This window comes from Nocardia sp. NPDC005746 (assembly GCF_040630785.1).
Lineage (GTDB): Bacteria > Actinomycetota > Actinomycetes > Mycobacteriales > Mycobacteriaceae > Nocardia.
Map to the genome: position 1 here is coordinate 18,671 of NZ_JBEXYE010000031.1, position 22,506 is coordinate 41,176.

Annotated in this window: 22 protein-coding genes; 9 read left to right on the forward strand and 13 right to left on the reverse strand. The window is 68.4% G+C overall.

Annotated features, from left to right (window positions below; all coding sequences use genetic code 11):
• Positions 1-67: 67 nt before the first annotated feature.
• Both ABZ412_RS33900 and ABZ412_RS33905 read right to left on the reverse strand, forming a co-directional pair.
• The gene (locus ABZ412_RS33900; protein WP_357288774.1) at positions 68-979 is read right to left on the reverse strand and encodes an alpha/beta hydrolase-fold protein; all 912 of its coding nucleotides are present in this window, start codon (positions 977-979) and stop codon (positions 68-70) included.
• A 272-nt stretch (positions 980-1,251) separates the two neighbouring features.
• Positions 1,252-1,782: an RDD family protein gene (locus tag ABZ412_RS33905; RefSeq protein ID WP_357288777.1), complete on the reverse strand. Its 531-nt coding sequence runs from the start codon at positions 1,780-1,782 to the stop codon at positions 1,252-1,254.
• Positions 1,783-2,220: 438 nt separating this feature from the next.
• Here ABZ412_RS33905 and glnA point away from each other — a divergent pair, with 438 nt between their 5' ends.
• A complete protein-coding gene (glnA, locus tag ABZ412_RS33910; RefSeq protein WP_357096934.1) occupies positions 2,221-3,657 on the forward strand; it encodes a type I glutamate--ammonia ligase in 1,437 nt (478 codons plus the stop codon).
• A gap of 21 nt (positions 3,658-3,678) precedes the next feature.
• Here the strand turns inward: glnA and ABZ412_RS33915 are convergent, their stop codons facing one another.
• From ABZ412_RS33915 to ABZ412_RS33945, 7 genes are read right to left on the reverse strand one after another with little or no spacing between them, the layout of a single operon-like run.
• Complete coding sequence (locus ABZ412_RS33915) at positions 3,679-3,813, reverse strand: hypothetical protein (RefSeq protein WP_357288780.1); 135 nt, start codon at positions 3,811-3,813, stop codon at positions 3,679-3,681.
• 59 nt (positions 3,814-3,872) lie between these two features.
• Positions 3,873-4,349 (reverse strand): hydrogenase maturation protease, encoded by a 477-nt coding sequence (locus ABZ412_RS33920; RefSeq protein WP_357288783.1) that lies wholly within the window; start codon positions 4,347-4,349, stop codon positions 3,873-3,875.
• Positions 4,346-5,638, reverse strand: a complete 1,293-nt coding sequence (locus tag ABZ412_RS33925) for a nickel-dependent hydrogenase large subunit (protein WP_357288785.1) — start codon at positions 5,636-5,638, stop codon at positions 4,346-4,348. Before ABZ412_RS33925 ends, ABZ412_RS33920 begins: the two co-directional genes overlap by 4 nt.
• A complete protein-coding gene (locus tag ABZ412_RS33930; RefSeq protein WP_357288788.1) occupies positions 5,622-6,395 on the reverse strand; it encodes an oxidoreductase in 774 nt (257 codons plus the stop codon). The genes ABZ412_RS33925 and ABZ412_RS33930 overlap by 17 nt, the downstream gene beginning before the upstream one ends.
• Positions 6,395-7,243 (reverse strand): FAD/NAD(P)-binding protein, encoded by an 849-nt coding sequence (locus ABZ412_RS33935; protein ID WP_357288791.1) that lies wholly within the window; start codon positions 7,241-7,243, stop codon positions 6,395-6,397. The genes ABZ412_RS33930 and ABZ412_RS33935 overlap by 1 nt, the downstream gene beginning before the upstream one ends.
• Positions 7,240-7,749 (reverse strand): cyclic nucleotide-binding domain-containing protein, encoded by a 510-nt coding sequence (locus tag ABZ412_RS33940; RefSeq protein WP_357288794.1) that lies wholly within the window; start codon positions 7,747-7,749, stop codon positions 7,240-7,242. The genes ABZ412_RS33935 and ABZ412_RS33940 overlap by 4 nt, the downstream gene beginning before the upstream one ends.
• Positions 7,736-8,908, reverse strand: coding sequence for a 4Fe-4S dicluster domain-containing protein (locus ABZ412_RS33945; protein WP_357288797.1), 1,173 nt, complete (start codon positions 8,906-8,908; stop codon positions 7,736-7,738). Before ABZ412_RS33945 ends, ABZ412_RS33940 begins: the two co-directional genes overlap by 14 nt.
• A gap of 645 nt (positions 8,909-9,553) precedes the next feature.
• Here ABZ412_RS33945 and ABZ412_RS33950 point away from each other — a divergent pair.
• The gene (locus ABZ412_RS33950; RefSeq protein ID WP_357288799.1) at positions 9,554-10,426 is read left to right on the forward strand and encodes a tyrosine-protein phosphatase; all 873 of its coding nucleotides are present in this window, start codon (positions 9,554-9,556) and stop codon (positions 10,424-10,426) included.
• 56 nt (positions 10,427-10,482) lie between these two features.
• On the opposite strand, the gene ABZ412_RS33955 is transcribed toward ABZ412_RS33950, so the two are convergent.
• On the reverse strand, positions 10,483-10,932 hold the full coding sequence (locus tag ABZ412_RS33955; protein ID WP_357288802.1) for a hypothetical protein: 450 nt from the start codon (positions 10,930-10,932) through the stop codon (positions 10,483-10,485).
• Positions 10,933-11,077: 145 nt separating this feature from the next.
• Between ABZ412_RS33955 and tsaA the strand changes: the two genes are divergently transcribed.
• The 6 genes from tsaA (at position 11,078) to ABZ412_RS33985 (ending at position 17,841) form a co-directional block, all read left to right on the forward strand.
• On the forward strand, positions 11,078-11,512 hold the full coding sequence (tsaA, locus tag ABZ412_RS33960; RefSeq protein WP_357288804.1) for a tRNA (N6-threonylcarbamoyladenosine(37)-N6)-methyltransferase TrmO: 435 nt from the start codon (positions 11,078-11,080) through the stop codon (positions 11,510-11,512).
• Between the two features lie 49 nt (positions 11,513-11,561).
• Positions 11,562-12,764 (forward strand): helix-turn-helix domain-containing protein, encoded by a 1,203-nt coding sequence (locus tag ABZ412_RS33965; protein ID WP_357288807.1) that lies wholly within the window; start codon positions 11,562-11,564, stop codon positions 12,762-12,764.
• Positions 12,765-12,939: 175 nt separating this feature from the next.
• Positions 12,940-14,397 carry a dihydrolipoyl dehydrogenase gene (lpdA, locus tag ABZ412_RS33970; RefSeq protein ID WP_357288810.1) on the forward strand — a complete coding sequence of 486 codons (1,458 nt, stop codon included), beginning with the start codon at positions 12,940-12,942 and terminating at the stop codon, positions 14,395-14,397.
• A gap of 11 nt (positions 14,398-14,408) precedes the next feature.
• Positions 14,409-15,563, forward strand: coding sequence for a pyruvate dehydrogenase (acetyl-transferring) E1 component subunit alpha (pdhA, locus tag ABZ412_RS33975; protein WP_357288813.1), 1,155 nt, complete (start codon positions 14,409-14,411; stop codon positions 15,561-15,563).
• A 19-nt stretch (positions 15,564-15,582) separates the two neighbouring features.
• A complete protein-coding gene (locus ABZ412_RS33980) occupies positions 15,583-16,566 on the forward strand; it encodes an alpha-ketoacid dehydrogenase subunit beta (protein WP_357288816.1) in 984 nt (327 codons plus the stop codon).
• A gap of 15 nt (positions 16,567-16,581) precedes the next feature.
• Positions 16,582-17,841, forward strand: coding sequence for a dihydrolipoamide acetyltransferase family protein (locus ABZ412_RS33985; protein ID WP_357288819.1), 1,260 nt, complete (start codon positions 16,582-16,584; stop codon positions 17,839-17,841).
• 140 nt (positions 17,842-17,981) lie between these two features.
• Here ABZ412_RS33985 and ABZ412_RS33990 read toward each other — a convergent pair whose 3' ends face one another.
• Together ABZ412_RS33990 and ABZ412_RS33995 are read right to left on the reverse strand one after the other, a co-directional pair.
• The gene (locus ABZ412_RS33990; protein WP_357288822.1) at positions 17,982-19,160 is read right to left on the reverse strand and encodes a hypothetical protein; all 1,179 of its coding nucleotides are present in this window, start codon (positions 19,158-19,160) and stop codon (positions 17,982-17,984) included.
• 27 nt (positions 19,161-19,187) lie between these two features.
• On the reverse strand, positions 19,188-20,021 hold the full coding sequence (locus ABZ412_RS33995; RefSeq protein ID WP_357288825.1) for a hypothetical protein: 834 nt from the start codon (positions 20,019-20,021) through the stop codon (positions 19,188-19,190).
• 316 nt (positions 20,022-20,337) lie between these two features.
• Between ABZ412_RS33995 and ABZ412_RS34000 the strand changes: the two genes are divergently transcribed.
• Positions 20,338-21,249, forward strand: a complete 912-nt coding sequence (locus ABZ412_RS34000; protein WP_357288828.1) for an oxygenase MpaB family protein — start codon at positions 20,338-20,340, stop codon at positions 21,247-21,249.
• Here ABZ412_RS34000 and ABZ412_RS34005 read toward each other — a convergent pair.
• Positions 21,230-22,435 (reverse strand): MFS transporter, encoded by a 1,206-nt coding sequence (locus tag ABZ412_RS34005; RefSeq protein ID WP_357288831.1) that lies wholly within the window; start codon positions 22,433-22,435, stop codon positions 21,230-21,232. The two genes, ABZ412_RS34000 and ABZ412_RS34005, sit on opposite strands and share 20 nt — an antisense overlap.
• Between the last annotated feature and the right edge of the window lie 71 nt (positions 22,436-22,506).

Consider the following 22,506-nt stretch of genomic DNA (forward strand, 5'->3'; position numbering starts at 1 on the left):
CCGAGTGGCACATGGTGGCGGGGAAATCAGACGAATCCCCTCCAGGGTGCGCCACTCGGCGGCAGGGTCAGCGGAGGTGGCGGGAGAGGAAGCCGATGACGTCGGGGGTGACTGTGCGCCAGTACTCCTCGGTGTGGGTGCCGGGGGTGATCAGGCCGACCTCGGGGCGGGCGGTCGCGATGAAGCGGCGGCAGCCCTCGATGAAGCGATCGCGGTCGCCGCACCACAGGCCGACGGGGACCGGGCCGAGTTTGTCGAGGTTGCGTAGCGGGTCGAGGGCCGCCCACTGGTCGGCATTGATGAACGCGTTGCGTTTGGCCATTTCGGTCCACGAGGTGAGCAGACCCGGCGACATGGTGGCTACCGCGCTCAACGGGCGGTTCTGCTCGGCGCGGCGACGCGCGTAGACCAGAGCGCCGAAGCCGCCCATGGAGGTTCCGGTGCAGGCGAAGGGCTGTCCGTCCTTACCCGCGAGGCGACGCTGGGCGAGCCAGCCGGGGACCTCGTCGAGCAGCATGGCCATCGGGTCGTCGCCGGTGCCGTGGTCGTGCCAGTAGTTGTCGCCGCCGTCGAGGGCCACGAAACCGAAGGCCGGGGTGAGGCGGGTGGCGACCGCGGCGGCCAGCAGGTCGGCGATATTGCCGACGGCGGCGTTGCGGGCGGTGCCGTGCAGGCCGTGCAACAGCAGCGAGATGGGGATGTTGTCGGCGGAGACGCCGGGCGGCAGGATCGTGACCAGGTCGACCTCGCACCGGCGGGCCTTCGAGTAGACGCGTTCGGTGCTGATGATCGGGGCGGGACCCATTGCCGTCTGGCCGATGTCCTCGGCGTGCTGGGTGCGCTGGACGCCGTCTTCGGTGGCGGCGTTGACGCCCGCGGCGACGGCCGCACCCGCTGCGGCCAAACCAACGAGTCCGGTGGTCGCGAGCAGAGACCGGCGGCTCAGGGTCCGCGCGGCCGCCCGGTAGTCCTCGACCATCGATCCCTCCATCGGCACAGCAACAGCTACCGCCCTGACAACGGCCAGGTGGCTGCATCAGGGCAAATCGCCGCCACCATACCGATCGAAAGCAAACAGCGGTGAACATTTGGCAACGCCTTGCAACACACTGCACCAACAGCATCGCAGGTAACGCGGCTGATCCGCGCCGACTCGACGCGGCGTGATGTGTTCGAATCACCCCGAGCACAAATTGTGACCGGAATCGACGGGTCCGTGACCGGGGCCGGCGAACGCGGTGACCGCGCGGGTCAGCGGCTGTAGACGAGGGCGGTGCCGGTGGCGCGGTCGTGCATGCCGCGGCCGTCACTGTCTGTGAACAGGGCGGGGATGACGAACAGCAGGATGAGCTGCCGGCCCAGCGCCCGGACGAAACCGACCGGTGCGTCAGCGTCCACGCGGCTGACCTTGATCTTCAGGAAGTACTGCCCCGGCGTGAAACCGAACAGTGTGACCGCGACGATCCCGAGCACGAACCACACGACCAGCGTCGGCGTCGACAGCGCCTGGGTGACGACCTCGAAATGCGAGGGCGGCTGCTGTCCCTTCGGGATGGTCATCTTCGACAGGATCTTGTCCGCGTCGGGCCGCACGATGATGGCGGCCAGGCCCATGGAGATGAACCAGTCCACCAGCACGGCCAGCACGCGGCGGGTGAAAGGGGCGAGCGCGCCGGGGCCGGAGGCCGGGAGGCCGAGTTCCTTGCCCTGATAGTCACCGAGCGGGTTGTCTCCGGATTCGGCGTTCGGTCCGGACAGCCATGAGCCGGTGATGCGTGCCATGGACTCAGCTTATGCGCCGCCTGCGGGCGGGTCGCCGACGCCCGTCGATCGGCGGACGAGAGGGGAATCGTATATGTTGTCGGCGCCTTTCCGGAGGCTGTCGCAACTGTCCGGCGGCCCCGGTTGCCAGGTGGATGCCCGGCGGTGAGGATTGTCACCATCGCCGGGTCGGACGCGGTGAGGCCTCTAACTTTTCAGAGTCTTAACAGCCGGTTCGAGCAGGTCGGTGGCAGGATATCGGTGCTGGTCGAGCATTGCTCGGCGACCGCTGCGGCGTCCACGCGAACCCGGGGGCACCGCCGAACCCCCGGCCAGCAGTGCGTGTAACACTGGCGAAACACAGCCTTGATTGCAGGGAAACACCGCATCCATACCGTGTGGTCGCGACGAACCCATGCAGTCACCACTGGCTGGGAACCGATCCGTAAGGAGTACTAAGTGGCGTTCAGCACGGCCGACGAGGTCATCAAGTACATCAAGGAGGAGGAGCTCGAATACGTCGATATTCGCTTCACCGACCTCCCCGGTGTGCAGCAGCACTTCTCGATCCCGGCGAAGGCGTTCACCGCTGATCTCGCCGAAGAGGGCCTGGCGTTCGACGGTTCGTCCGTCCGCGGCTTCCAGTCGATCGACGAGTCGGACATGCTGCTGCTGCCCGATTACAGCACCGCGCGGGTCGACCCCTTCCGTGCCGCGAAGACGCTGAACATGAACTTCTTCGTGCACGACCCGTTCACCCGTGAGGCGTACTCCCGCGACCCGCGTAACGTCGCCCGCAAGGCCGAGGAGTACTTGGCCGCGACTGGCATCGCCGACACCTGCTACTTCGGTGCCGAGGCCGAGTTCTACATCTTCGACTCGATCCGCTACGACTCGGCGATGAACGGCTCGTTCTACGAGATCGACTCGGTGTCGGGTTCCTGGAACACCGGCGCGGAGTACAACGCCGACGGCACCCCGAACCGTGGCTACAAGGTGCGCAACAAGGGTGGTTACTTCCCGGTCGCGCCGTACGACCACTACGTCGACCTGCGCGACAAGATCTCGACCAACCTGCAGAACGCGGGCTTCGAGCTGGAGCGCGGCCACCACGAGGTCGGCACCGCCGGTCAGGCCGAGATCAACTACCGCTTCAACACCCTGCTGGGCGCCGCTGACGACCTGCAGCTGTTCAAGTACATCGTGAAGAACACCGCGTGGCAGGAGGGTAAGACCGTTACCTTCATGCCGAAGCCGCTGTTCGGCGACAACGGCTCGGGCATGCACGCCCACCAGTCGCTGTGGAAGGACGGCAAGCCGCTGTTCCACGACGAGGCCGGCTACGCGGGCCTGTCGGACCTGGCGCGTCACTACATCGGCGGCATCCTGCACCACGCCCCGTCGCTGCTGGCGTTCACCAACCCGACCGTGAACTCGTACCACCGTCTGGTGCCGGGCTACGAGGCCCCCATCAACCTGGTGTACTCGCAGCGCAACCGTTCGGCCGCGATCCGTATCCCGATCACCGGCTCGAACCCGAAGGCCAAGCGCATCGAGTTCCGCGCGCCGGACTCCTCGGGTAACCCGTACCTGGCCTTCGCCGCCATGATGATGGCCGGCCTGGACGGCATCAAGAAGAAGATCGAGCCGATGGCTCCGGTCGACAAGGACCTCTACGAGCTCCCGCCGGAGGAGGCCAAGAACATCCCGCAGGCCCCCACCTCGCTGGCGTCGGTCATCGACCGCCTCGAGCAGGACCATGACTACCTCACCGAGGGTGGCGTGTTCACCGAGGACCTGATCGAGACCTGGATCAACATCAAGCGTGAGCAGGAGATCGCCCCGGTCAACCTGCGCCCGCACCCGTACGAGTTCGAGCTGTACTACGACGTGTAATCCTGACCTGCGCGAACGCGGCTAATCCCCGCGTTCGGTGCGCAGTGCGTACGCGGTAGACGGATCAGAGTCCACCCGCTGGGCGATCATCTCGGTGATCACTTGGCGGGTGGACTCGTCTGTATCGGGCCAGCGCTGTACCGAATCCAACAACACGTCGCCATCACCTGCGGAATCGGGATCGGGATCGGGGCTTCGGACCCACCGTTGAGCGTTCATTCATTCGTCGGGATGCCGAGACGGGCAAGTTCGGTCCGGACGGCGGCGATGATGTCGGGGAGGGCGGCGGCGACCGGGGCGGAGAGGCCGACGCCGAGGTCGAGGCGGTGGGCTTCGACGGCGAGGACGACGAGTTCGGCGGGGACCTTACCGAGGGCGCGGCCCAGGGGGAGGGCGTCGGGGATGCCCATGGCGTGGGAGCTGGCCGCGTGGGTGAGGCCGCGCAGGGCATCGACGGTGGTGCGCCAGACCCGGCCGGGGGTGGAAGGTTCACAGAGGACGGCATCGACCACGATCGCCAGCTCCGCGTCGGCCCAGAGATCCAGCAGACCCGTCGGCTCGCCGTCGCTCGATGCCACGAGAACGTCGGGCAGGCCCAGCCTTTCGAGTTCAGTGGCCACGGCGGGGCCGATGCCGTCGTCGTGCCGGTACTCGTTGCCGACGCCGATGACAACGGCTCGCGGACCGCTCATCGGCGCACCACGTCGAGCTCGAGGAAGTGGGCCGAGCAGGAGATGCACGGATCGTAGTTGCGGATGGTGCGCTCGCACAGGGTGGTCAGCGCCGCGTCGTCCAGGTCGAGGTGCTCGGACACCACCTGGCGTAGATCTTCCTCGATGGCGGCCTGGTTCTGGGAGGTCGGCGGAATGATGGTGGCCGCCCGGATGGAGCCCGCGGCGTCGATTTCGTAACGGTGATAGAGCAATCCGCGCGGGGCCTCGCTGATGCCGTGGCCGGCGCCAGGCTGTGGGGCGCAGGGCACCGCGGGGTGGGCGGGCGGCACGTAGTCGGCAATGAGACGTAGCGCCTCATCGATGGCGTACACCACCTCGACGGCGCGAACCACGATGCTGCGAAACGGATTACGGCACTCCGGGCCGAGTCCGGCCGAGGCGGCGACCTCGCGGGCGAGTGGGGAGAGTCGCCGGGAGTTGAGACTGTATCGAGCCAGGGGACCGGTCAGGTAGCGTCGCCCGTCCAATCGCGCGTGCAGCGCGGTGGAATGCGGAACCTGTTCCTCGACCACGTGCTCGCCGAATTCACTTGCGGGGAAGTCGAGTCCGGTGCTGGTCGACACGGTGCCGTCCTCGATGGCGTAACGGTCCGGTGTGGTGGCTGCGAGTAGATCGTGGTCGAGCTCCAGGTCCGGGAAGTCGAACTGTGCCACCCGGCAGGCGGTTTCGATCGCGTAGTCCTGGGCCCGGCGCAGCTGTTCGGCGACCGGTTCCAGATCGGCGCGGCCGGGCACCGAATAGAAACCGCCGACCCGGACATTGATCGGGTGGATGGGACGACCACCGATCAGTTCGAGCAGCGTATTGCCCGCCTTCTTGATGGCCAGCCCGTGCTCGACCAGTTCGCGATGGTCGGCGGCCAGGGCGATGGCGTCCGGGTAACCGAGGAAGTCGGGCAGGTGCAGCAGGTGGATGTGAAGGGAATGACTCGAGATCCACTCGCCGCAGTACAGCAGGCGGCGCAGCGCGGTCAGTGGCGGATCCAGTGCGATGCCGCAGATCTGTTCGAGCGCGTTGCAGGCGCTGGTCTGATACGCCACCGGGCAGATGCCGCAGATCCGGGCGGTGATATCGGGTGGCTCGGTGTACGCCCGGCCGCGCAGGAAGGCCTCGAAGAAACGCGGCGGTTCGTAGATATTGAGCTCTGCCCGCTCCACCCGGCCGTCCTCGACGACAACCCGCAGCGCGCCCTCGCCCTCCACGCGCGCCAGCGAGCTGACCCGCAATTGCCTACTGCGATGGCTCATCCCGGCTCCTCTCGGCGAAGTCCGGCGCGGCGACCGCGACCGTGCTGAACACTCGGTCGATAGCGACGGCATCCATGCCGTTGATCCGCAGGATCGGCAGCAGCGCACCGATATTGGGCCGTTCCATCGGGCCGAAGCAGCCGTAGCAGCCGCGATGGTAGGACGGGCACAGGGCGCCGCATCCCGCCTGGGTGACCGGGCCGAGACAGGGAATGCCGTCGGCGACCATCACACAGGTATTGCCGCGGCGTTTGCATTCGGTGCAGACGCTGGTGTTCGGCAGGTCGGGTTCGCGCCCGGCCAGCAGCGCGCACAGGGTTTCCAGCAGTTGGCGGCGGTCGATCGGGCAGCCGCGCAGCTCGTAGTCGACCGGCACGTGCGCCGCGATCGGCGTCGCGGTGTCCAGCGTCGAAATGTACTGCGGGCTGGCATATACCACCGACGCGAATTCGGTGATGTCGGCGAAGTTGCGCAGCGCCTGGATGCCGCCGTGACTGGCGCAGGCGCCGATCGTCACGAGAATCCGTGACTGCGAGCGGATCTCGAGGATCCGGCGCTGCTCGTCGGGCGTGCTGACCGAACCCTCGACCAGCGAAACGTCATAGGGCCCGGGCTCGACCGCGCTGCTCGCCTCGATGAAATGAGCGATGCGGACCCGGCCCGCCAGCGCGAGCAGTTCGTCCTCGCAATCCAGCAGGGTGAGCTGGCAGCCGTCGCAGGAAGTGAACTTCCAGACCGCGAGAGTGGGCGTCGTCATCAGAGCTCCCGTACCGACAGCAGGGGTTCGGCTACCGCGTAGTCCACGACCGGGCCGTCGCGGCACAGCAGCAGCGGACCGAGCTGGCAATGGCCACAGCGGGCCACACCGCATTGCATATTGCGTTCGAGGGTGACCCGGATATCGGTGGGCGGGACGCCCTTGCGCAGCAGGGTGTTCGCGCAGAACCGCATCATCGGTTCGGGACCGCAGAGGAATGCCGTGGTGTTGCCCGGATCGACGACCAGTTTCGCGAGCGGTTCGGTGACGAAGCCGATCGGTCCCGTCCAGCCGGGAGCCGGATGGTCGACAGTCTGATGCAGTTCGAGCAGGCCGTCGCTCGCCCAGACCTGCTGGTCGTCCCGGAAAAGGATGTCATCGGGTGTGCGCGCACCGGTGATCAGGACGATCCTCCGAAACTCGGTGCGCCGCGCCAGCGCCTCCAGTACGACCGGGCGCAGCGGCGCCAGCCCGACTCCGCCGCCGACGATCACCAGATCGCGCCCGATGGCGGAGCCGAGATCCCAACCGGTCCCGAACGGTCCGCGCACTCCGATCGCCGCGCCGACCGGGGCGTCGCGCAGGGCCGCGCTCACCGCGCCGACCGCGCGGATGGTGTGCTCGAGGAAATCGACTGCGGCACAGGGATTTCCACTGACAGAGATGGCGACCTCGCCCACGCCGAAGCGGTAGAGCATCATGAACTGCCCGGACCGGAACCGTTGCGCGGCAGCGTCGACCGGGGCAAGCACCAGGGTCGCGGTGTCGCTGGTCTGCGGGATGCGGCGGGTCACCCGATACGGGAGCATGGTGTCCGCGGACGCGCGGGCGCGGGCCTCGGCGATCATCGATCGTCACCTGACGTGCCCAGGCGTATCGGTGTGGCGGTGCAGGTTTCGCCGGGATTGCGGTAGAGATCCAGCAACCGGGCGCGGGTGGCCTGCAGTCGCTCGAGGAGCGCCTCGAACAGCAGCAGTGTCAGTGCATGGCCGAAACTCGGGTCGGCGTCGGCGAATTCGGTCAGCCGAGTCGAATCGAATTCGATCGCTCGCACGGGTTCGGCGGTGATCGCACCGAAATGCCATCGGTACGGCGGAACCAGCCACGACCAGCCGAGCAGATCGCCCGGACCGAGTGTCTGCACCACGACATCGCCGCGCCCCGGCACCCCCGCGTCCAGCACTACCCGTCCTTCGCTGATGAGCCAGCAGCGGTCGGCCCGTCGGCCTTCTACGATCAGGCGCTGCCCGGCCGGATAGTGCACCGCATGCCCGGCCCGGGCCAGCGTTTCCAGTTTCGCGCGGTCGAGTGCGGCCAGCGAGGTGAACGCGGACAGTTCCTCAGTGGTGACCATCGTCGGCCTCCTCGCGCAGTTCGACGAGCCGGCCCATCTCAGCGGTCAGATCGATCCCGGCCGGGCACCATGCGATGCAGCGTCCGCAGCCCACGCAGCCGGAGCTGCCGAACTGGTCGTACCACGTGCCGAGTTTGTGGCTGAGCCACTGCCGGTACCGGCTCTCGCCCGACTGCCGGACGCTGCCGCCGTGCACATGGGAGAAATCCAATTCGAAGCACGACGCCCAGCGCTCCCAGCGTTCGGCATGGTCGCCGGTGAGATCGGTGACGTCCTCGGTAGTGGTGCAGAAGCAGGTGGGGCACACCATGGTGCAGTTGCCACAGGTCAGGCAGCGGCTCGCCACGTCCTCCCACTGCGGTGATTCGTGGGATTCGCGAATCACCGCGCGTAGGTCCGCGTCCGGCATGCTGCGGCCCATGCGACCCGCCGCGGCTGCCACCTCGGCGCGGGCGTCCGCGATCTCGGCCTGGGTCGCCGGGTGCGAGCGGAGCTCTGCGAGTATGCGCTCGCCCGCCGCAGTGCCCACCTCTACCAGGAACCGATGCCCGCTGTCGTCGATGCGTTCGGTGAGCGCGAGATCGTATCCGACGGAGACGCCCGGCCCGGTGCCCATCGACGCGCAGAAACACACCCCGCCCGGCTCGGTGCAGTTCACAGCGACGATGAACAGACCGGCGCAGCGGGCCGCGAAAGCCGAGTCCGGGTACGCGTCTCCGCCGAGCACCCGCCCCAGAATGCGGATGGCGGCCATATCGCAGCCGCGCACACCGAAGAATGCGGCGGGGCGATCCGGTTGCGGTGGCTGCGACGATGGCCCGGTCGCCGGTGTCGGGCCCTCTCCGGCCGCTTCGAGATTCAGGTCGGCGTCGAGTCGTGCGATCAGGCGGTGCGGTGGATGCAGGAACTGTTTCCACGACCCCGGCCCGGCCGAATGCGCGAAGACCGCCTGGTCGGAGCGGCGATACACGCGATACCGGCCTGGCTCGGTGTGCACGCCCCACCCGGCGGGCAGTGCGGCCGGAGTGTCGAGTTCGTCGAGGATGATCGCGTTGTCACGCATCGTCGGGCCGATGACCCGATATGAGTTCTCCTGTAGCACCGCGACCAGCCGGTCGAGCCCGTCGCGGTCGATCGTCACGGTGTCGCCGATGGTCACGGAAGCCTCCGTTCTCCCACACGTCGTTCGATTCCAGTCTGATCGGCACGGCGCGGCCGCGAACAGCGCCGAAGGTCCTCGGTGCGGGGCCGGAGTGCCCGGGTCGGCAGGTCAGTGGCGAGAGCCGACATCCTCGCATCCAAGGTCCCGAACTCACTCCAGTTCTTGGATACCGCCGGTAGGTCCATCCCGAAGGTGCGACTTGCACGGCCGGGCCCCGGGCGGCGAGAGCGGAATCGCGATCCGCTCTCACGCGTCCCGAGGACCCATGACCGCCGTATTCGCCGCCACCATCACCGTCACCGGAACGCTCCTGGGATCGGCGCTCACGTACTTCTTTCGACGCCAAAGATCCGAGCGGGCTCCGCGTGCTCACTCGAGCTGCGGGAAACTCCCGCAATCGCACCAAGCTGGGTCACATCCCCGAGATTCGGTTCCAGGACCTTCGGGAGTAGAATGGTTGCGCGAGAGTTACTGGGGTGCAGAGGCGTTCGGGGTGGTCCAGGTGGGGTCCCGGTGGGTGGGGACGGGGCACCGGTGGGTGGGAGGACCGGTGGGTAACCGGGCGGGGTGCGCGTAAGCACCCCTAGCGTCGCGGCCGTGAACATCAAACGATTTGCACGACTTCGTATTTCAATGCTCGTTGTGACTGCCGCGGCGGGTGCGCTGCTCGGGGGCGGGGTGGCCGGGGTGCCGTCCGTGGCTCTGGCCGCGCCGCCGATCATGCACACCGAGGCGACTCGGATCACGTTGCAGGGGGCCGTCAATGTGCGCGATATCGGGGGGTATGCGACCTACACCGGGGATTCGACCAAGTCGGGGAAGGTGATTCGGGCGGATGCGCTCGGGAAGCTGACCGACGCCGATGTGCAGCAGCTGGGGGCGCTGGGGATCAAGTCGGTGATCGACTTCCGGACGCAGGCCGAGGTGGGGGCGCAGGGCGCGGATCGGGCGATTCCGGGGGCTGCCGCGGTGTCACGGCCGATCAGCGACGGGGGCATGTATCTGAAGATGGTGCAGGCCATCGGGTCGAAGGATCCGGCGGTGCAGCAGGCGGCGCTGGGTGACGGTAAGGCCGAGCAGATGATGCGCGATATGTATCAAAGCTTCCTGACGCCGGATTCGATGGCGAAGTTCGGGCAGACGATCAAGGACATCGCGGCCTCCGGCGGCGCGACGCTGTACCACTGCACCGCGGGCAAGGACCGCACCGGGTGGATGACGTATGTGATGCTGCGCGCCGTGGGTGTGCCGGAAAACGTTGCCCGCCAGGACTACCTGCTGTCGAACCAGTACCGGTCGGCCGCGGATGCCGCGCAGCGGGCGCAGCTGAAGCAGGCGGGCATCATGCAGAACCCGGATCTGCTGATCCCGCTGCAGGTCGTCAGCGACGAGTACCTGAACAACGCGATCGACAAGATGAACGCGCAGTACGGTGATTTCGGCAAGTTCCTCACCAAGGGTCTGGGCATCGACGCCGCGACCATCGTGAAGCTGCACAAGACCCTGGTGGGCTGACCCTCACTCGTTCCGGCCCCGTCGTACCGCGTGCGGCGGGGCCGTCGCGTGCCCGGCTATCGCCGGGAACTCAAGGCGGACAGGTCCAGAGCGGTTGTCTCCGCCCAGGCGCTGGCGCGCAGGTCGCCGGGGTCGCCGACGCCGAGGGCCTCGTGCAGGCCGCGGGTGGCGGAGCGGGCGAGGTCCTCGAAGGCGGTGCGGGTGATCGGCCAGCGCAGGGTGCGCCGCCAGTTCTCGATTTCGCGTTGCAGGGCGGGAGCGGTCCAGCCGAGGTCGCGCAGTAATTGGGCGGCGGCCTCCGAAATCGGTTCGGGCAAATAGTAATTACCGGTGAGTTCGGCGGAGAGATTGATGTCGAACTGCTGGAATTGCACGTATCGATTGCCAGTGGCGACGAGGGTGAGGGTGGCGCGGGATGGCAACCCGGCGAGAAAGGTGGCCAGCCTGCGCGCGAACACGTCCCAGTCGGTGGTGACTATTCGTTCGCGCTGGCCCTGGATGCCCATCCCGGCCGATCATACGCCGTCCAGTGCAACCACCGGACGAATTACCGTGCCGCCCAGTCCGATCACGGAAATATTGGCGACTTCGATCAGCACAGACGATCATGGACATCGCCATCATCGCCACGGTGTAAGGAGCAGAAGATCCATGTCCTCGGAATTCTCCGGCAGCCCTGACCATTTCGAGGTGCGCCCGGTCGGCCACGTCCGCTCCCCGCTCACCGGCCGCGCCGGGGCGCCGCGCCAGCCCGATGAGGACGCGCCGCCCGCCGAGGTGGTACTGGCGCCCGAATTCGCCGCGGCGGCGGCGGATCTTCAGCCCGGTATGCGGGTGATCCTGCTGACCTGGTTGCACGCGGGCAGCCGGGAAGTGCTCGCGGTGCATCCGCGGGGGGACCGTTCCCGTCCGGCGACCGGTGTCTTCGCGACCCGCTCCCCCGACCGGCCGAACCCGATCGGCCTGCACGAGGTGACGCTGACCGAGGTGTCGCCGGACGTGCTGGGGGTGGCGGGGCTGGAGGCGATCGACGGGACGCCGATTCTCGATATCAAGCCGGTGCTGGGCGGGGTCGAAACCCGCTGACCGGCCCGGATGGGACGGGCGGGCGGCCCTCGGGAGTAGGTTGAGTGCCATGGCGGCACCCAGGCATCCGATCCCGGCGGTCGGCACTCAGCGGCTGGCCGCGGCGTGTCAGGCCGAGGTGCCCGCGTTGACCAAGCAGTTGATGGCGGCGATCTTCACCGACAACCCTGGGTGGACGGATTACACGGCGGTGCCGCGCGCGGATCTGCGGGACGGCTGTCGCCGGTATCTGACGCGGATTCTGGATCTGCTGGGCGGGTTGCCGCGGAATCCGGATGGCGACGATGTGGCCGCGGCGATCGGCAGGCGGCGCGCCGAGCAGGGGGTGCCACTGGAGGCGATGCTGCGGACGTTCCGGCTCGGCGGCCAGATCGTGTGGGAAGCGTTGCTGGACAAGGCCGATGACATCGGGTCGGCGGAGACCCGGCAGGTCGGGTCGGCCATGTGGGCGGTGGTGGACGGCATGTCGTCGGCGCTGGTCACCTCGTACCGGAACACCGAGCTGGATCGGGTGCGCAGTGATGAGCGGCGCCGGCATTCGCTGATCGAGGACCTGCTCGCCGGGCGCGCCCACGACGCCACGTTCGCGGCGCGCGCCGGGCGCGAGCTGAATCTGCCCGCGCACGGCGCGTATCTCGTGGTGGTGGCGCGCGGTGAGGGCGGGCCGCGGCTGCACATGGGTGCGGAGGCGGCGCTGGGGGTTTCGGGGGTGCGCTCGGTGTGGCACGAGCGGGTGGATTCGACGGTCGGGCTGGTGTCGCTGGAGCATCGGGACAGTTCGGTTGTGCTGCAACAGCTTCGGCCGTTGATCCGGGGCCGGGCGGGGGTCTCCCCCGCGGTCGCCGGGCTGGCGGGCATCGATACCGCGCACGGGCTGGCGGTGCTGGCGCTGGATACCGTACCCGGGGACGCGGCCGGGCTGCTGGTCTCGCTGGACGAGCGCTATCCGGAGGCGCTGCTGCTGCGCTCCCCCGATCTGACCGATCTTCTGGTCGCCCGGACCCTCGGCCCGGTCCTGGAATTGCCGCCGAAAGAACGTGACATTCTGCTGCGGACTTTGGCCGTCTGGCTCGCCGAGAACTGCTCGGCGGCCAATGCCGCACCCAAGCTGCACTGCCATCGGAACACGGTCATCAACAGGTTGCAGCGCATCACCATGCTGCTCGGCCGACCCTTGGAAGGCCAGCGCGCCTACCTGGAACTTTCGCTCGCACTGGCCGCTCTGGAATTGCCCGGGACCACCCTCGGCTGAGCCGCCGAAAGCACGCTACTCACGGGTACAAATTGTGCTCTCCGCCCAGTCACGCACTGACATATATGGGCTTCGAGTGCATTGATTGTGCAAATGGGGACCGACAGACTCGTTCGCAATGACTCGCATCACAACCGATGGCGGGTCGAGTTATCGAGAACGAGGAGCACCACGAGTGCCGGAATTCGATCTTCTGGTGATCGGTGGCGGTCCCGGCGGGTACGTCGCCGCCATCCGCGCCGCTCAACGAGGCCTCACCGTCGGCCTGGTCGAGAAGGAACGCCCGGGCGGCGTCTGCCTGAACTGGGGCTGCATCCCGACCAAGGCGATGCTGCGCTCGGCGGAGGTCTTCCACACCATCGCGCACGCCGCCGAATTCGGCATCTACGCCGATAACCTGCGCTTCGACTACGCCGCGGTGCGGCAGCGCAAGGACGGCATCGTCAAGGAACTGACCGACGGGGTCGCGGGCCTGCTCAAGGCCAATGGCGTCACCGTCATCGAGGGCCACGCCCGGTTCACGAGCCCGACCACGGTCGAGGTCGTCGAGGCCGGTCCGTCGCCGATCTTCGAGGGCGGCCCGCGCTACGCCGCCGCCCCGACCGCCAACGCCGTGCGCACCGTCAGCGCGAAAGACGTCATCGTCGCGACCGGTTCGGTCCCGGCCGTACTCCCGATCCCGGGCGCGGACCTGCCCGGCGTCATCACCTCCGACGGCGCGTTCGGTCTCACCGAGGTGCCCAAGCGCCTGGTCGTCATCGGCGGCAGCGCGGTGGGCGCGGAGTGGGCCAACCTGTTCCACGAGTTCGGCGCGGACGTCACCGTGGTGGAGATGCAGGATCGCCTGGTTCCGTTGGAGGACAAGGAGATCGGCGCCGCACTGGTGCGCTCGTTCACCAAGCGCGGCATCACGGTGCTGACCGGCGCGACCGTCACCGGCATCGCCGAGGGCGACGCGGGCCTGACCGTCACGGTCGGCGGAGCGAAGCCGCAGGAGCTGCCCGCGGACGTGGTGCTGGTCGGCGTCGGCCGCCGCCCCAATACCGCCGGGCTGGGCTTGGAGGTCGCCGGAATCGACACCGACGCACGGGGTTTCATCCCGGTCGACGAGCACCTGCGCACCGGCGTCGAGCACGTCTACGCCATCGGTGACGTCACCGGTAAGGCGCTGCTCGCGCACGTGGCCTCGCATCAGGGCCTGGTCGCCGCCGACACCATCGCCGGTCACGCCGCCCACATCGACTACAACGTGATCCCGGCCGCCACCTTCACGCATCCGGAGATCGCGAGCGTCGGCCTCACCGAGGACGCCGCCAAGGCCGCGGGCCACGACATCGTGGCCGCCAAGTTCCCGTTCGCGGCGCTGGGCCGGGCCAAGTCCTTCGGCGATCAGGAGGGCTTCCTGAAGATCGTCGCGGGCAAGAAGCACGGCGAAGTGCTGGGCGTGCACATCATCGGCCCGTCGGCCAGCGATCTGATCACCGAAGGGGCCCTGGCGATCTCGCTGGAGGCGACCCTCGACGAGCTGGCCGAGACCATTCACGCCCACCCCACCCTCGGCGAGATCGGTATGGAGGCCGCCCTGGTCGGGCTGGGCCTGCCGATTCACGTCGCGCCGCCCCGGAAGCGTTGAGGAGTTCCGTCATGACCACGACCACTGCAGCGGAGCTGAACCAGACCACCGCCGCGCCGCGCAAGCCGGCGCGCAAGGCCACCCGCCCGGCCGACCAGTCCGCGGACGTAGCCGTATCCGGCGCCGAAACCCTGCTCGGCGGAGCCGATTTCGGCGGCACCGACGCCGCGACCCTGCGCGAGCTGTACAGCGAGATGCTGTTCATCCGCCGCTTCGAGGAGCGCACCGCGCAGGCGTATCAGCAGGCCAAGATCGGCGGCTACTGCCACCTGAACCTGGGTGAGGAAGCCACCGTCGTCGGTGTCGGGCGGGCCATGCGTCCCACCGACTACCTGTTCACCAACTACCGCGAGCACGGCTACGCGCTCGCCAAGGGCATCGAGCCCGGCCGCGTCATGGCTGAGCTGTACGGCCGCTCCACCGGCACCTCCAAGGGCTGGGGCGGGTCGATGCACATGTACGACACCGAGACCCGGCTGCTCGGCGGTTACGCCATCGTGGGCGGCCAGGTGCCGCTCGCCATCGGCGCGGCGCTGGCCATCGACTACCGCGGCGGCGATGACGTCGTGGTGTGCCAGATGGGTGAGGGCACCACGAACATCGGCGCGTTCCACGAGTCGCTGAACATCGCGGCGCTGTGGAATCTGCCCGTGGTGTTCCTGGTGATCAACAACCAGACCGGTATGGGCACCACGGTCGAGAAGTCCTCGGCCGAACCGGATCTGTGGAAGCGCGCCGCCTCGTACCGCATGCGCGGTGAGCGGGTGGACGGCACCGATGTGCTGGCCGTGCGCGAGGTCGCCGCCGATCTCATCGAGACCGCGCGCCGTGAGGGCAAGCCCGCGCTGCTGGAGGCCGTCTCCTACCGGCTCAAGGGGCATTCGGTGGTGGACCCGGCCAAGTACCGCGCCGAGGACGCCGTCTCCACGGCGGTCGCGCACGACCCGATCGTGTTGTGGCACAACCGTCTGCTGGAGGCGGGCGTGCTGAGCGAGGAGTCGGCCGCCGCCATCGAGGCCGATGTGAAGGAACGCGTGCGCGCCGCGGTCGATTTCGCCGACCAGTCCCCGCATCCGGACCCGGCCACCCTGTTCGATTACAACTACGCGACCCCGGTCGCGGGCGATTCCCATCGCCTGCCCGGTGATCCGCTCTTCACCGCCTAAGGACATCACCGTGGCTGTCATGACCTACCGTGAAGCGCTGCGCGAGACCCTCCGCGAGGAGATGCGGCGCGACGACGACGTCTTCCTCATCGGTGAGGAGATCGGCGTCTTCGAAGGCTCGTACAAGATCACCGCCGGCCTGCTGGCCGAGTTCGGTGAGAAGCGGGTGCGCGACACCCCGATCGCCGAAGAGGGTTTCGTCGGCGCGGCCATCGGCGCCGCCATGCTGGGCCTGCGCCCGGTCGTCGAGATCATGACGATCAACTTCTCGCTGCTGGCGCTGGACCAGATCGTCAATCATGCCGCCAAGATCTACGGCATGTTCGGCGGGCAGACCGCCGTGCCCATGGTCATCCGCACCCCCGGGGGCGGCGGCCAGCAGCTAGGTGCGACGCATTCGCAGAACATCGAGCTGTACTACGCGTTCGTGCCCGGCCTGAAGGTCGTCGCGCCGTCGACGCCCGCCGACGCGGCGGCGCTGATGAAGGCCGCGATCGCCGACAACGATCCGGTGCTGTTCCTGGAGAACCTGTCGCTCTACAACACCAAGGGCGAGGTCCCCGAGGACCTGCCGCCGGTCGAGATCGGCAAGGCCGCGGTCACCCGCGAGGGCACCGACATCACCCTGATCGGCTACTCCCGCATGGCGAACGTCTGCACCCAGGTCGCCGAACAGCTTGCCGCCGACGGCATCTCGGCGGAGGTCATCGACCTGCGCAGCCTGCGCCCGCTGGACCGCGACACCATCATCGCCTCGGTCAAGAAGACCGGCTGCGCCGTCATCGGCGAGGACGACTGGCTGACCTACGGCATCGGCGCGGAGATCGCGGCGTCCATCTCCGACGGCGCGTTCGACTACCTCGACGCCCCCGTCCGCCGCGTCGCCATGGCCGAGGTGCCGCTGCCCTACGCCAAGCCCCTGGAGAAGCTGGCGCTGCCCTCGCCCGAGTCGCTGTACCGGGCCGCCACCGAAACCCTTGCCGCCGTGGGCAAGCGCCGCTGAGATCCGGAAGGAACCATGTCCGAAGTAACCATGCCCCGGCTCTCCGACACCATGGAGGAGGGCGTCGTCGCGGCCTGGCTCAAGCAGGTCGGCGACCAGGTCAAGGCCGGCGAGATCCTGGCCGAGATCGAAACCGACAAGGCGCTCATGGAGCTCGAGGCCTATGAGGACGGGGTGCTCGAGCGGATCATCGCCGAAGCCGGTGCGCGCGTGCCGATCGGTGAGGCCATCGCGATCCTGGGTGACGGGAGCGGGTCCTCCTCCGCCCCGGCCCCGGCCGCGCCCGCCGCCGCCGCTCCGGCCCCCGCCGCTCCTGCCGCGCAGGGCAATCCGGCCGCCGTGAACGGAAACGGCGGCACCCCCGCGGTTTCCGCCGACGGCGAGCGCAAGAAGTCGTCTCCGCTGGCCCGCAAGGTCGCCAAGGAGCTCGGCGTCGACATCACCGCGGTGACCGGCACCGGCCCCGGCGGCCGCGTCACCAAGCAGGACGTCGAAACCGCGAGCAGTACAGCCGCTCCCGTCGCGGCCGCACCCGCCGCCCCTGCCGTGGCTCCGGCTCCGGCGTCCGTGTCCCCGGCCACCGGCGACTACGACGAGATCCCGCTGACCACCATTCAGCGCGTCTCGGCCCAGCGCCTGACCGAGTCCATGCAGCAGGCGCCGCACATCTACCTGACCAGCGCCATCGACGTGACCGAGCTGCTGGCCTTCCGCGCGCAGATCAACAAGACCCTGGAGGAGACCGGTTCCGGCAAGGTCAGCGTGAACGACCTGCTCGTGAAGGCGGTCGCCACCGCGCTGCGCCTGGATCCGTCGGTGAACGTCTCCTTCGCGGGCGACAAGCTGTTGCGACACAAGGCGATCAATATCGGCATCGCCGTGGCCACCGACGCGGGCCTGTTCGTGCCGGTCATCCATGACGCGGACCGCAAGTCGGTGTCGGCCATCGCGGCGGAGGGCCGGGAGAAGGCCGGTCGCGCCCGCGACCGGAAGCTGAAGGGCGAGGACATGTCCGGCGGCACCTTCACCATCTCCAACCTGGGCATGTTCGGTATCGAGCAGTTCACCGCCGTGATCAACCCGCCGGAGTCGGCGATCCTCGCGGTCGGCGCCGCGCAGGACGAGTTGAAGCTCGACGGCGAGAAGGTGGTGTCGCGCAAGATCCTGCGCGTCACGCTGTCCGCGGATCACCGTTCGATCGACGGCGCGGTCGCGGCGAAGTTCCTGCAGCAGCTGAAGGAACTCATCGAGCACCCGCTGCGCATCGTGACCTAGTCACCCCGAGACCGTCGTCCGATTTTCTGATCCAGGATCGGACGGCGTTGCCCGCCGTGAGCCGAACTCACCCGGTGGCGGGCGGAATCGCCGGATGGCGTGGACCGGTTTTACCCGGCCGGTCCCCGTCATCCGGCTTTTCACGTTTCGGTCGATGGCGCGGGCCGGGACTGTCCGGGTCCGGCCGCCAGTTCGACGACCACCAATGCGGTGACGGCGGCGAGCACGGTCCAGATGACCACCGGTCCGGTCGGGTACGACCAGAACGTCAGCGTGATCGCCGCGACGGCGAGAACGGCGATCCGCAGCGAGCCCCGGTTGCGGGCCACGACGGATCGGATCGCCTGTGGATCGCGCACGACTCGGCGCGACTGCGCGGCCAGCGCGATCACCACGGCCAGAGCGAACATCGCTCGCACGGTGGTGTCCAGCCGTATCAGGAAGGCGTCGATCACCGCCGCGGCGGCTTGCGGGGTGAGCACGTCGGCCGGCACCGCGTCCAGGTAGGCCGATCGTGCGATGCCGACGGCGACCGCGAGCAACGCCATCGCCAGCGCCAGCGTCGCACCCAGCCAGGTGAGGGCGCGACGCCGCGCGCCCGCGGGTGCGACCCAGACCGCGCCGGCCGCGACGAGCACCGTGATCCAGGGCAGCACGTCGGCCACCCGATCGAGGAGCATCACCCAGCGTCGCGCCTCGACCAGTTCGGGAGACCGGAAGAGCACGAACGAGCGGTCGATCGCGGGCACCTGGTCGGCGAACGTGAAGCCCCGGTCGGTCAATTCGGACCGGACCCTGTCGATGATCGGGCCCAACGCCACACTCACCGCGCCGTTCTGGTCCATTCCGACCGCCGCCGGGGCCTCCCCGGTCAGCACCACGACCAGCCCGCGATGCGCCTGCCGATTCGCCTCGATCCACACGGTTCGGAATTGATCGGACGCCAGAACGGATTCGGCCGTGTCACGCACGAGACCTCGCGCTTGCCGGGTGGCCAAGGGAGCCAGCCCCGTCACCGCGCGCGGAACGCGCGGGTTGCTGTCGGCCAGCGCCGCCAGGGCCTGGGCGGTGACGGATTGGACGTCGACGCTATCCATGATCGCGTCGGTGGCCCGGTCGGCCAGCATTTCTCGCAGTGCGGGGTCGGCGGACAACGGCGTGACGGTCCGGACGTAGCGGTCGGTGTCGAGCAATTCTCGGTGCGCGAATCCAGCGAGCACCGATGCGATCGCCAGGACGGCGAACAGTGTCAGCAGTACGGCCGCGGCCGTCCACCGTCCCGCGCTACGGCGTGGGCGTTCGGGTTCGGAAGCCGCCATGACTGTCCCGCCTCGATCGTGCGATGGTCAATTCGAGCCGTGCAGAAACCGTCCGATCACGGTCTCGTCCTGGGCGAAGGCCTTGATGATCGAGGCAGCGCCGACGATCACCACCGACATCACGAAAAGCCAACTGACAGAAGTGAAAGCGAGCCCCAGGGGTCCGAAGTGCCGCATGGCGTTGGCCGTGATCCGCGGCAGCACGACCCGCCCGGCCAGATGCACGGCGGTCAGCCCGGTCGCGGTCAGCAGCCCGGTCGCCCAGGCCACGCGCCCGGTCAACGCGCCCTTCGTGAGCAGGAACGGCGTGAACGCCCACACCAACGTCCAGATGACGAGCTCGCCGGCCAGCACGAGCGGCCACCCGACATAGCTGACGTGCGCGAGGTTCTGGGTCTGCCCGACCAGCGCGACCGCCAAGGCGACCGCGAACAGTGCCGCGAACCACCGCCACGCATCCCGTGGACCGATCGAATTCACCTGCCACACCGCCCCGTAGACGCGTCCGAGCGCGCGGGCGAACGACGTGCCGCTGAATACGACCATCAGCAGCCCGACCACACCGAACGCGGCCAGCGACGAATCCGACACCTGCGCCGCGTCACCGACGGGCAGTGCCCCGAGATCGAACCCGAACTGGAAACGGATCGCGCCGGACGCGGAATGCCAGCCACTGAGGGCCGTTGCCGCCATGATGACCGGCAATACCGATGTGAAGATCTGCGCGGACAACGCCAGCGATCGATCGACGAGCTCGATCTCGAACAGGCCCTGGACCACCCGCCAGGCGGTCCGGCCCCAGAGTGTGCCACGCAACCAACCGGCAGCGGTGTCGATCACCGCCGCAGCCGTTCTCGGCATCGCGTCCACGACGGGCTCAGCCGTTCGGCCTGCCTTCGAACACCGTCGATCGGGTGCGGCCGCCGGGTCCGAACGGCCGGAAGTCCACGCTCACCTCGGTCATCTCGCTCCTAACGCATGGATTCGTCAGTACGGATATTCGGGTATCGCATCGTCATTCATGACTTCGGACCGAGACTCGGGCCGGAATCGATCGTATCCCGTTCGATCGTGGCGGTTGCCACTCCACCGACATGATGAGAAGATTCGGTAGTTACTCTCTCATCCTGTCGGCGTGTGACAGCCGTCAGGAACGGTCGATCAAAGGAGATCCACCATGACCGCCGCCGTCGCGCTCGCCGAGGGATCCGGAGCAGCTCGCCCCGAACGCCGTCCGTTCGAACCAGGTAGCCGCATGTGGGACGACGTCGGTCTGCTCACCTTCTCCCTCACCGCCGGCTCGGCCTTCCTGCTCCAGACCATGGAGCCGACGATCGCCGCGGTGGTGGACGAGCACTCGACCTTCCGCACCGACCCCATGGGCCGCGCCCTGCGCAGCATCGCCTCGGTCATGATGTGGGTCTACGGCGGCGACGAGGCCCTCGCCGAAGCCGACCGCCTGCGTGCCATGCACGCCACCCTCAACACCACCGACGCCGCCGGCGTCAAACACCAGGCACTGGCCTCGGCCCCGTGGGCGTGGGTCCTGCACACCGGCGTCTTCGCCTTCACCGAGGGCAACAAGTACTTCTCGCGCGAGAAGCTCACCGCCGCCGACAAAGAGGCCTACTACCAGGAGACTGTGCAGCTCATGCGCAACTTCTCGGTGGCCCCCAAGGAAATCCCGGCCACGTACACCGAATGGGAGCCCTGGTTCTGGGATCAGGTCGAGAACCACCTGACCGCAACGAATGTCGCCTACGACTACCTGAAGGTGATCCGCAGGATCGCGCCGCCCCAGCAGATCCCCGCGCCGCTGCACCCGGTCTGGCGCGCCGTCACCGCCCCGGTGGGCCGCCTCCAGTACTTCTTCACCGTCGGCACCACCCCCGGCATCATTCGCGAGAAACTCGGCCTGGAGTGGACCGCCAATGACGAACGCGCCCTGCGACTCCTGGGCTGGGCCATCGGCCGAACCGTCCCGAAACTGCCCGAACGCGTCCGCTACTTCCCCATCGCCTACGAGGCCCGCCGCCTCGAACGCGACCGCGCCCGCCTGCGCAAGATGATCACTCTGCGCCCGATCTGACCGTCACCCGCGCCGGGAACCAGCGGCGGATGGCGACCGCACCCGCGGTCGCCACCGCTCCCAGCGCGACCCCGGCGGAGCCGAGTGTGGCTGCCGCACCGATGATTCCGACCGCGATCGGGCCCGCGAACATGCCGAGATCGTGGGTCAGCCGCCAGGCGCCGAGGAATTCGGCCCGCGCTGACGGTGGGGCGACATCGGAGCCGACGGTCATGATCAGACCGTTGCTGAGGCCGTTGGCGATTCCGAGGATCACGGCGATCACACACAATCCGGAGGCCGTCGTGGCCAAGGGCAGCGCGGTGTAGCCGAGCGCGAACAACAGCAGCGAAGGTGTCCCGGTCGCGCGTCGCCCGTACCGGTCCAGCCAGATACCGGACGGATAGGACAGCAGGACGTCGACCGCTCCGGCGATGCCGAAGATCAGTCCGATGGCCGGGGCGCTCATCCCGATATGCGCCGCCCACAGCGGCAGCAGCGACACACGTGCCGCCCGCGCCGCCCCGGTCGCCAGCGCCCCGAACCCGAGTGTGCCCAGCACACGGCGATTTTCGGTCACCACCGCCCGCAGTCCGCGCCGGATCCGCTCCGGTCCGTCGTCGATATCGCGCACCGACATCATCAGGGCCCCGCCGACGAGGATCGCCGCCAGTTGCAGCCACATCGCGCCGGTCACCCCGAACGCGTGCGTGGCGCCCGCGCCGATCAAGGGCCCGGCGAACACCCCGAACCGCTGTGAACCCGCCAGCAGGGACAGTGCCCGCCCGCGGTCGCCGTCGGGCACGACGGCCACCAGATAGGTCTGCCGCGCCAGTCCCCACAGCGCCGAGGCCGCACCGGTGAGCAGCATCCCCGCGGCCAGCCACCCCAGATTCGGAGCGACGATGGCCAGCACCACACCGACCGCGCCGCCCACCGACGCCGCGGCGACCGCCCGCCGCTCCCCGACCCGGGCGATGAGCTGTCCCGCGGGCAGATCCGCGAGCAGCTGCCCGAACCCCGAGAGCGCCACCACGATTCCCGCCGCCCCGGCGCTCGCCCCCAGTTCGAGCGCGCGCAGCGGATACATCGGGGCAGCCGCTCCGCCACCCATCCCGAACACCGCGGTCGGAACGAATACCTGCCAGGTCAATGCCCGCAGCCGCATCACCGGCGCCGCGAGGTCGGTGACGCCTTCACCGCTCATCGCACTCGAACCCCGAACAACCCCACGGCAATATCCCGGCTACAACCACGTCCGCATCGAATCAACCGGCG

What these genes read in the sequence shown, in the direction of transcription:
- ABZ412_RS33905 (WP_357288777.1), bottom strand. Translation starts at nt 1,782, where the DNA reads ATGGCACGCATCACCGGCTCATGGCTGTCCGGACCGAACGCCGAATCC.
- ABZ412_RS33920 (WP_357288783.1), bottom strand. Translation starts at nt 4,349, where the DNA reads ATGAGCGGTCCGCGAGCCGTTGTCATCGGCGTCGGCAACGAGTACCGG.
- ABZ412_RS34005 (WP_357288831.1), bottom strand. Translation starts at nt 22,435, where the DNA reads ATGAGCGGTGAAGGCGTCACCGACCTCGCGGCGCCGGTGATGCGGCTG.
- tsaA (WP_357288804.1), top strand. Translation starts at nt 11,078, where the DNA reads ATGTCCTCGGAATTCTCCGGCAGCCCTGACCATTTCGAGGTGCGCCCG.
- ABZ412_RS33995 (WP_357288825.1), bottom strand. Translation starts at nt 20,021, where the DNA reads ATGCCGAGAACGGCTGCGGCGGTGATCGACACCGCTGCCGGTTGGTTG.
- ABZ412_RS33935 (WP_357288791.1), bottom strand. Translation starts at nt 7,243, where the DNA reads ATGATCGCCGAGGCCCGCGCCCGCGCGTCCGCGGACACCATGCTCCCG.
- ABZ412_RS33985 (WP_357288819.1), top strand. Translation starts at nt 16,582, where the DNA reads ATGTCCGAAGTAACCATGCCCCGGCTCTCCGACACCATGGAGGAGGGC.
- ABZ412_RS33925 (WP_357288785.1), bottom strand. Translation starts at nt 5,638, where the DNA reads ATGAGCCATCGCAGTAGGCAATTGCGGGTCAGCTCGCTGGCGCGCGTG.
- ABZ412_RS33990 (WP_357288822.1), bottom strand. Translation starts at nt 19,160, where the DNA reads ATGGCGGCTTCCGAACCCGAACGCCCACGCCGTAGCGCGGGACGGTGG.
- ABZ412_RS34000 (WP_357288828.1), top strand. Translation starts at nt 20,338, where the DNA reads ATGACCGCCGCCGTCGCGCTCGCCGAGGGATCCGGAGCAGCTCGCCCC.
- ABZ412_RS33940 (WP_357288794.1), bottom strand. Translation starts at nt 7,749, where the DNA reads ATGGTCACCACTGAGGAACTGTCCGCGTTCACCTCGCTGGCCGCACTC.
- ABZ412_RS33980 (WP_357288816.1), top strand. Translation starts at nt 15,583, where the DNA reads ATGACCTACCGTGAAGCGCTGCGCGAGACCCTCCGCGAGGAGATGCGG.
- pdhA (WP_357288813.1), top strand. Translation starts at nt 14,409, where the DNA reads ATGACCACGACCACTGCAGCGGAGCTGAACCAGACCACCGCCGCGCCG.
- ABZ412_RS33965 (WP_357288807.1), top strand. Translation starts at nt 11,562, where the DNA reads ATGGCGGCACCCAGGCATCCGATCCCGGCGGTCGGCACTCAGCGGCTG.
- ABZ412_RS33930 (WP_357288788.1), bottom strand. Translation starts at nt 6,395, where the DNA reads ATGACGACGCCCACTCTCGCGGTCTGGAAGTTCACTTCCTGCGACGGC.
- ABZ412_RS33955 (WP_357288802.1), bottom strand. Translation starts at nt 10,932, where the DNA reads ATGGGCATCCAGGGCCAGCGCGAACGAATAGTCACCACCGACTGGGAC.
- ABZ412_RS33900 (WP_357288774.1), bottom strand. Translation starts at nt 979, where the DNA reads ATGGTCGAGGACTACCGGGCGGCCGCGCGGACCCTGAGCCGCCGGTCT.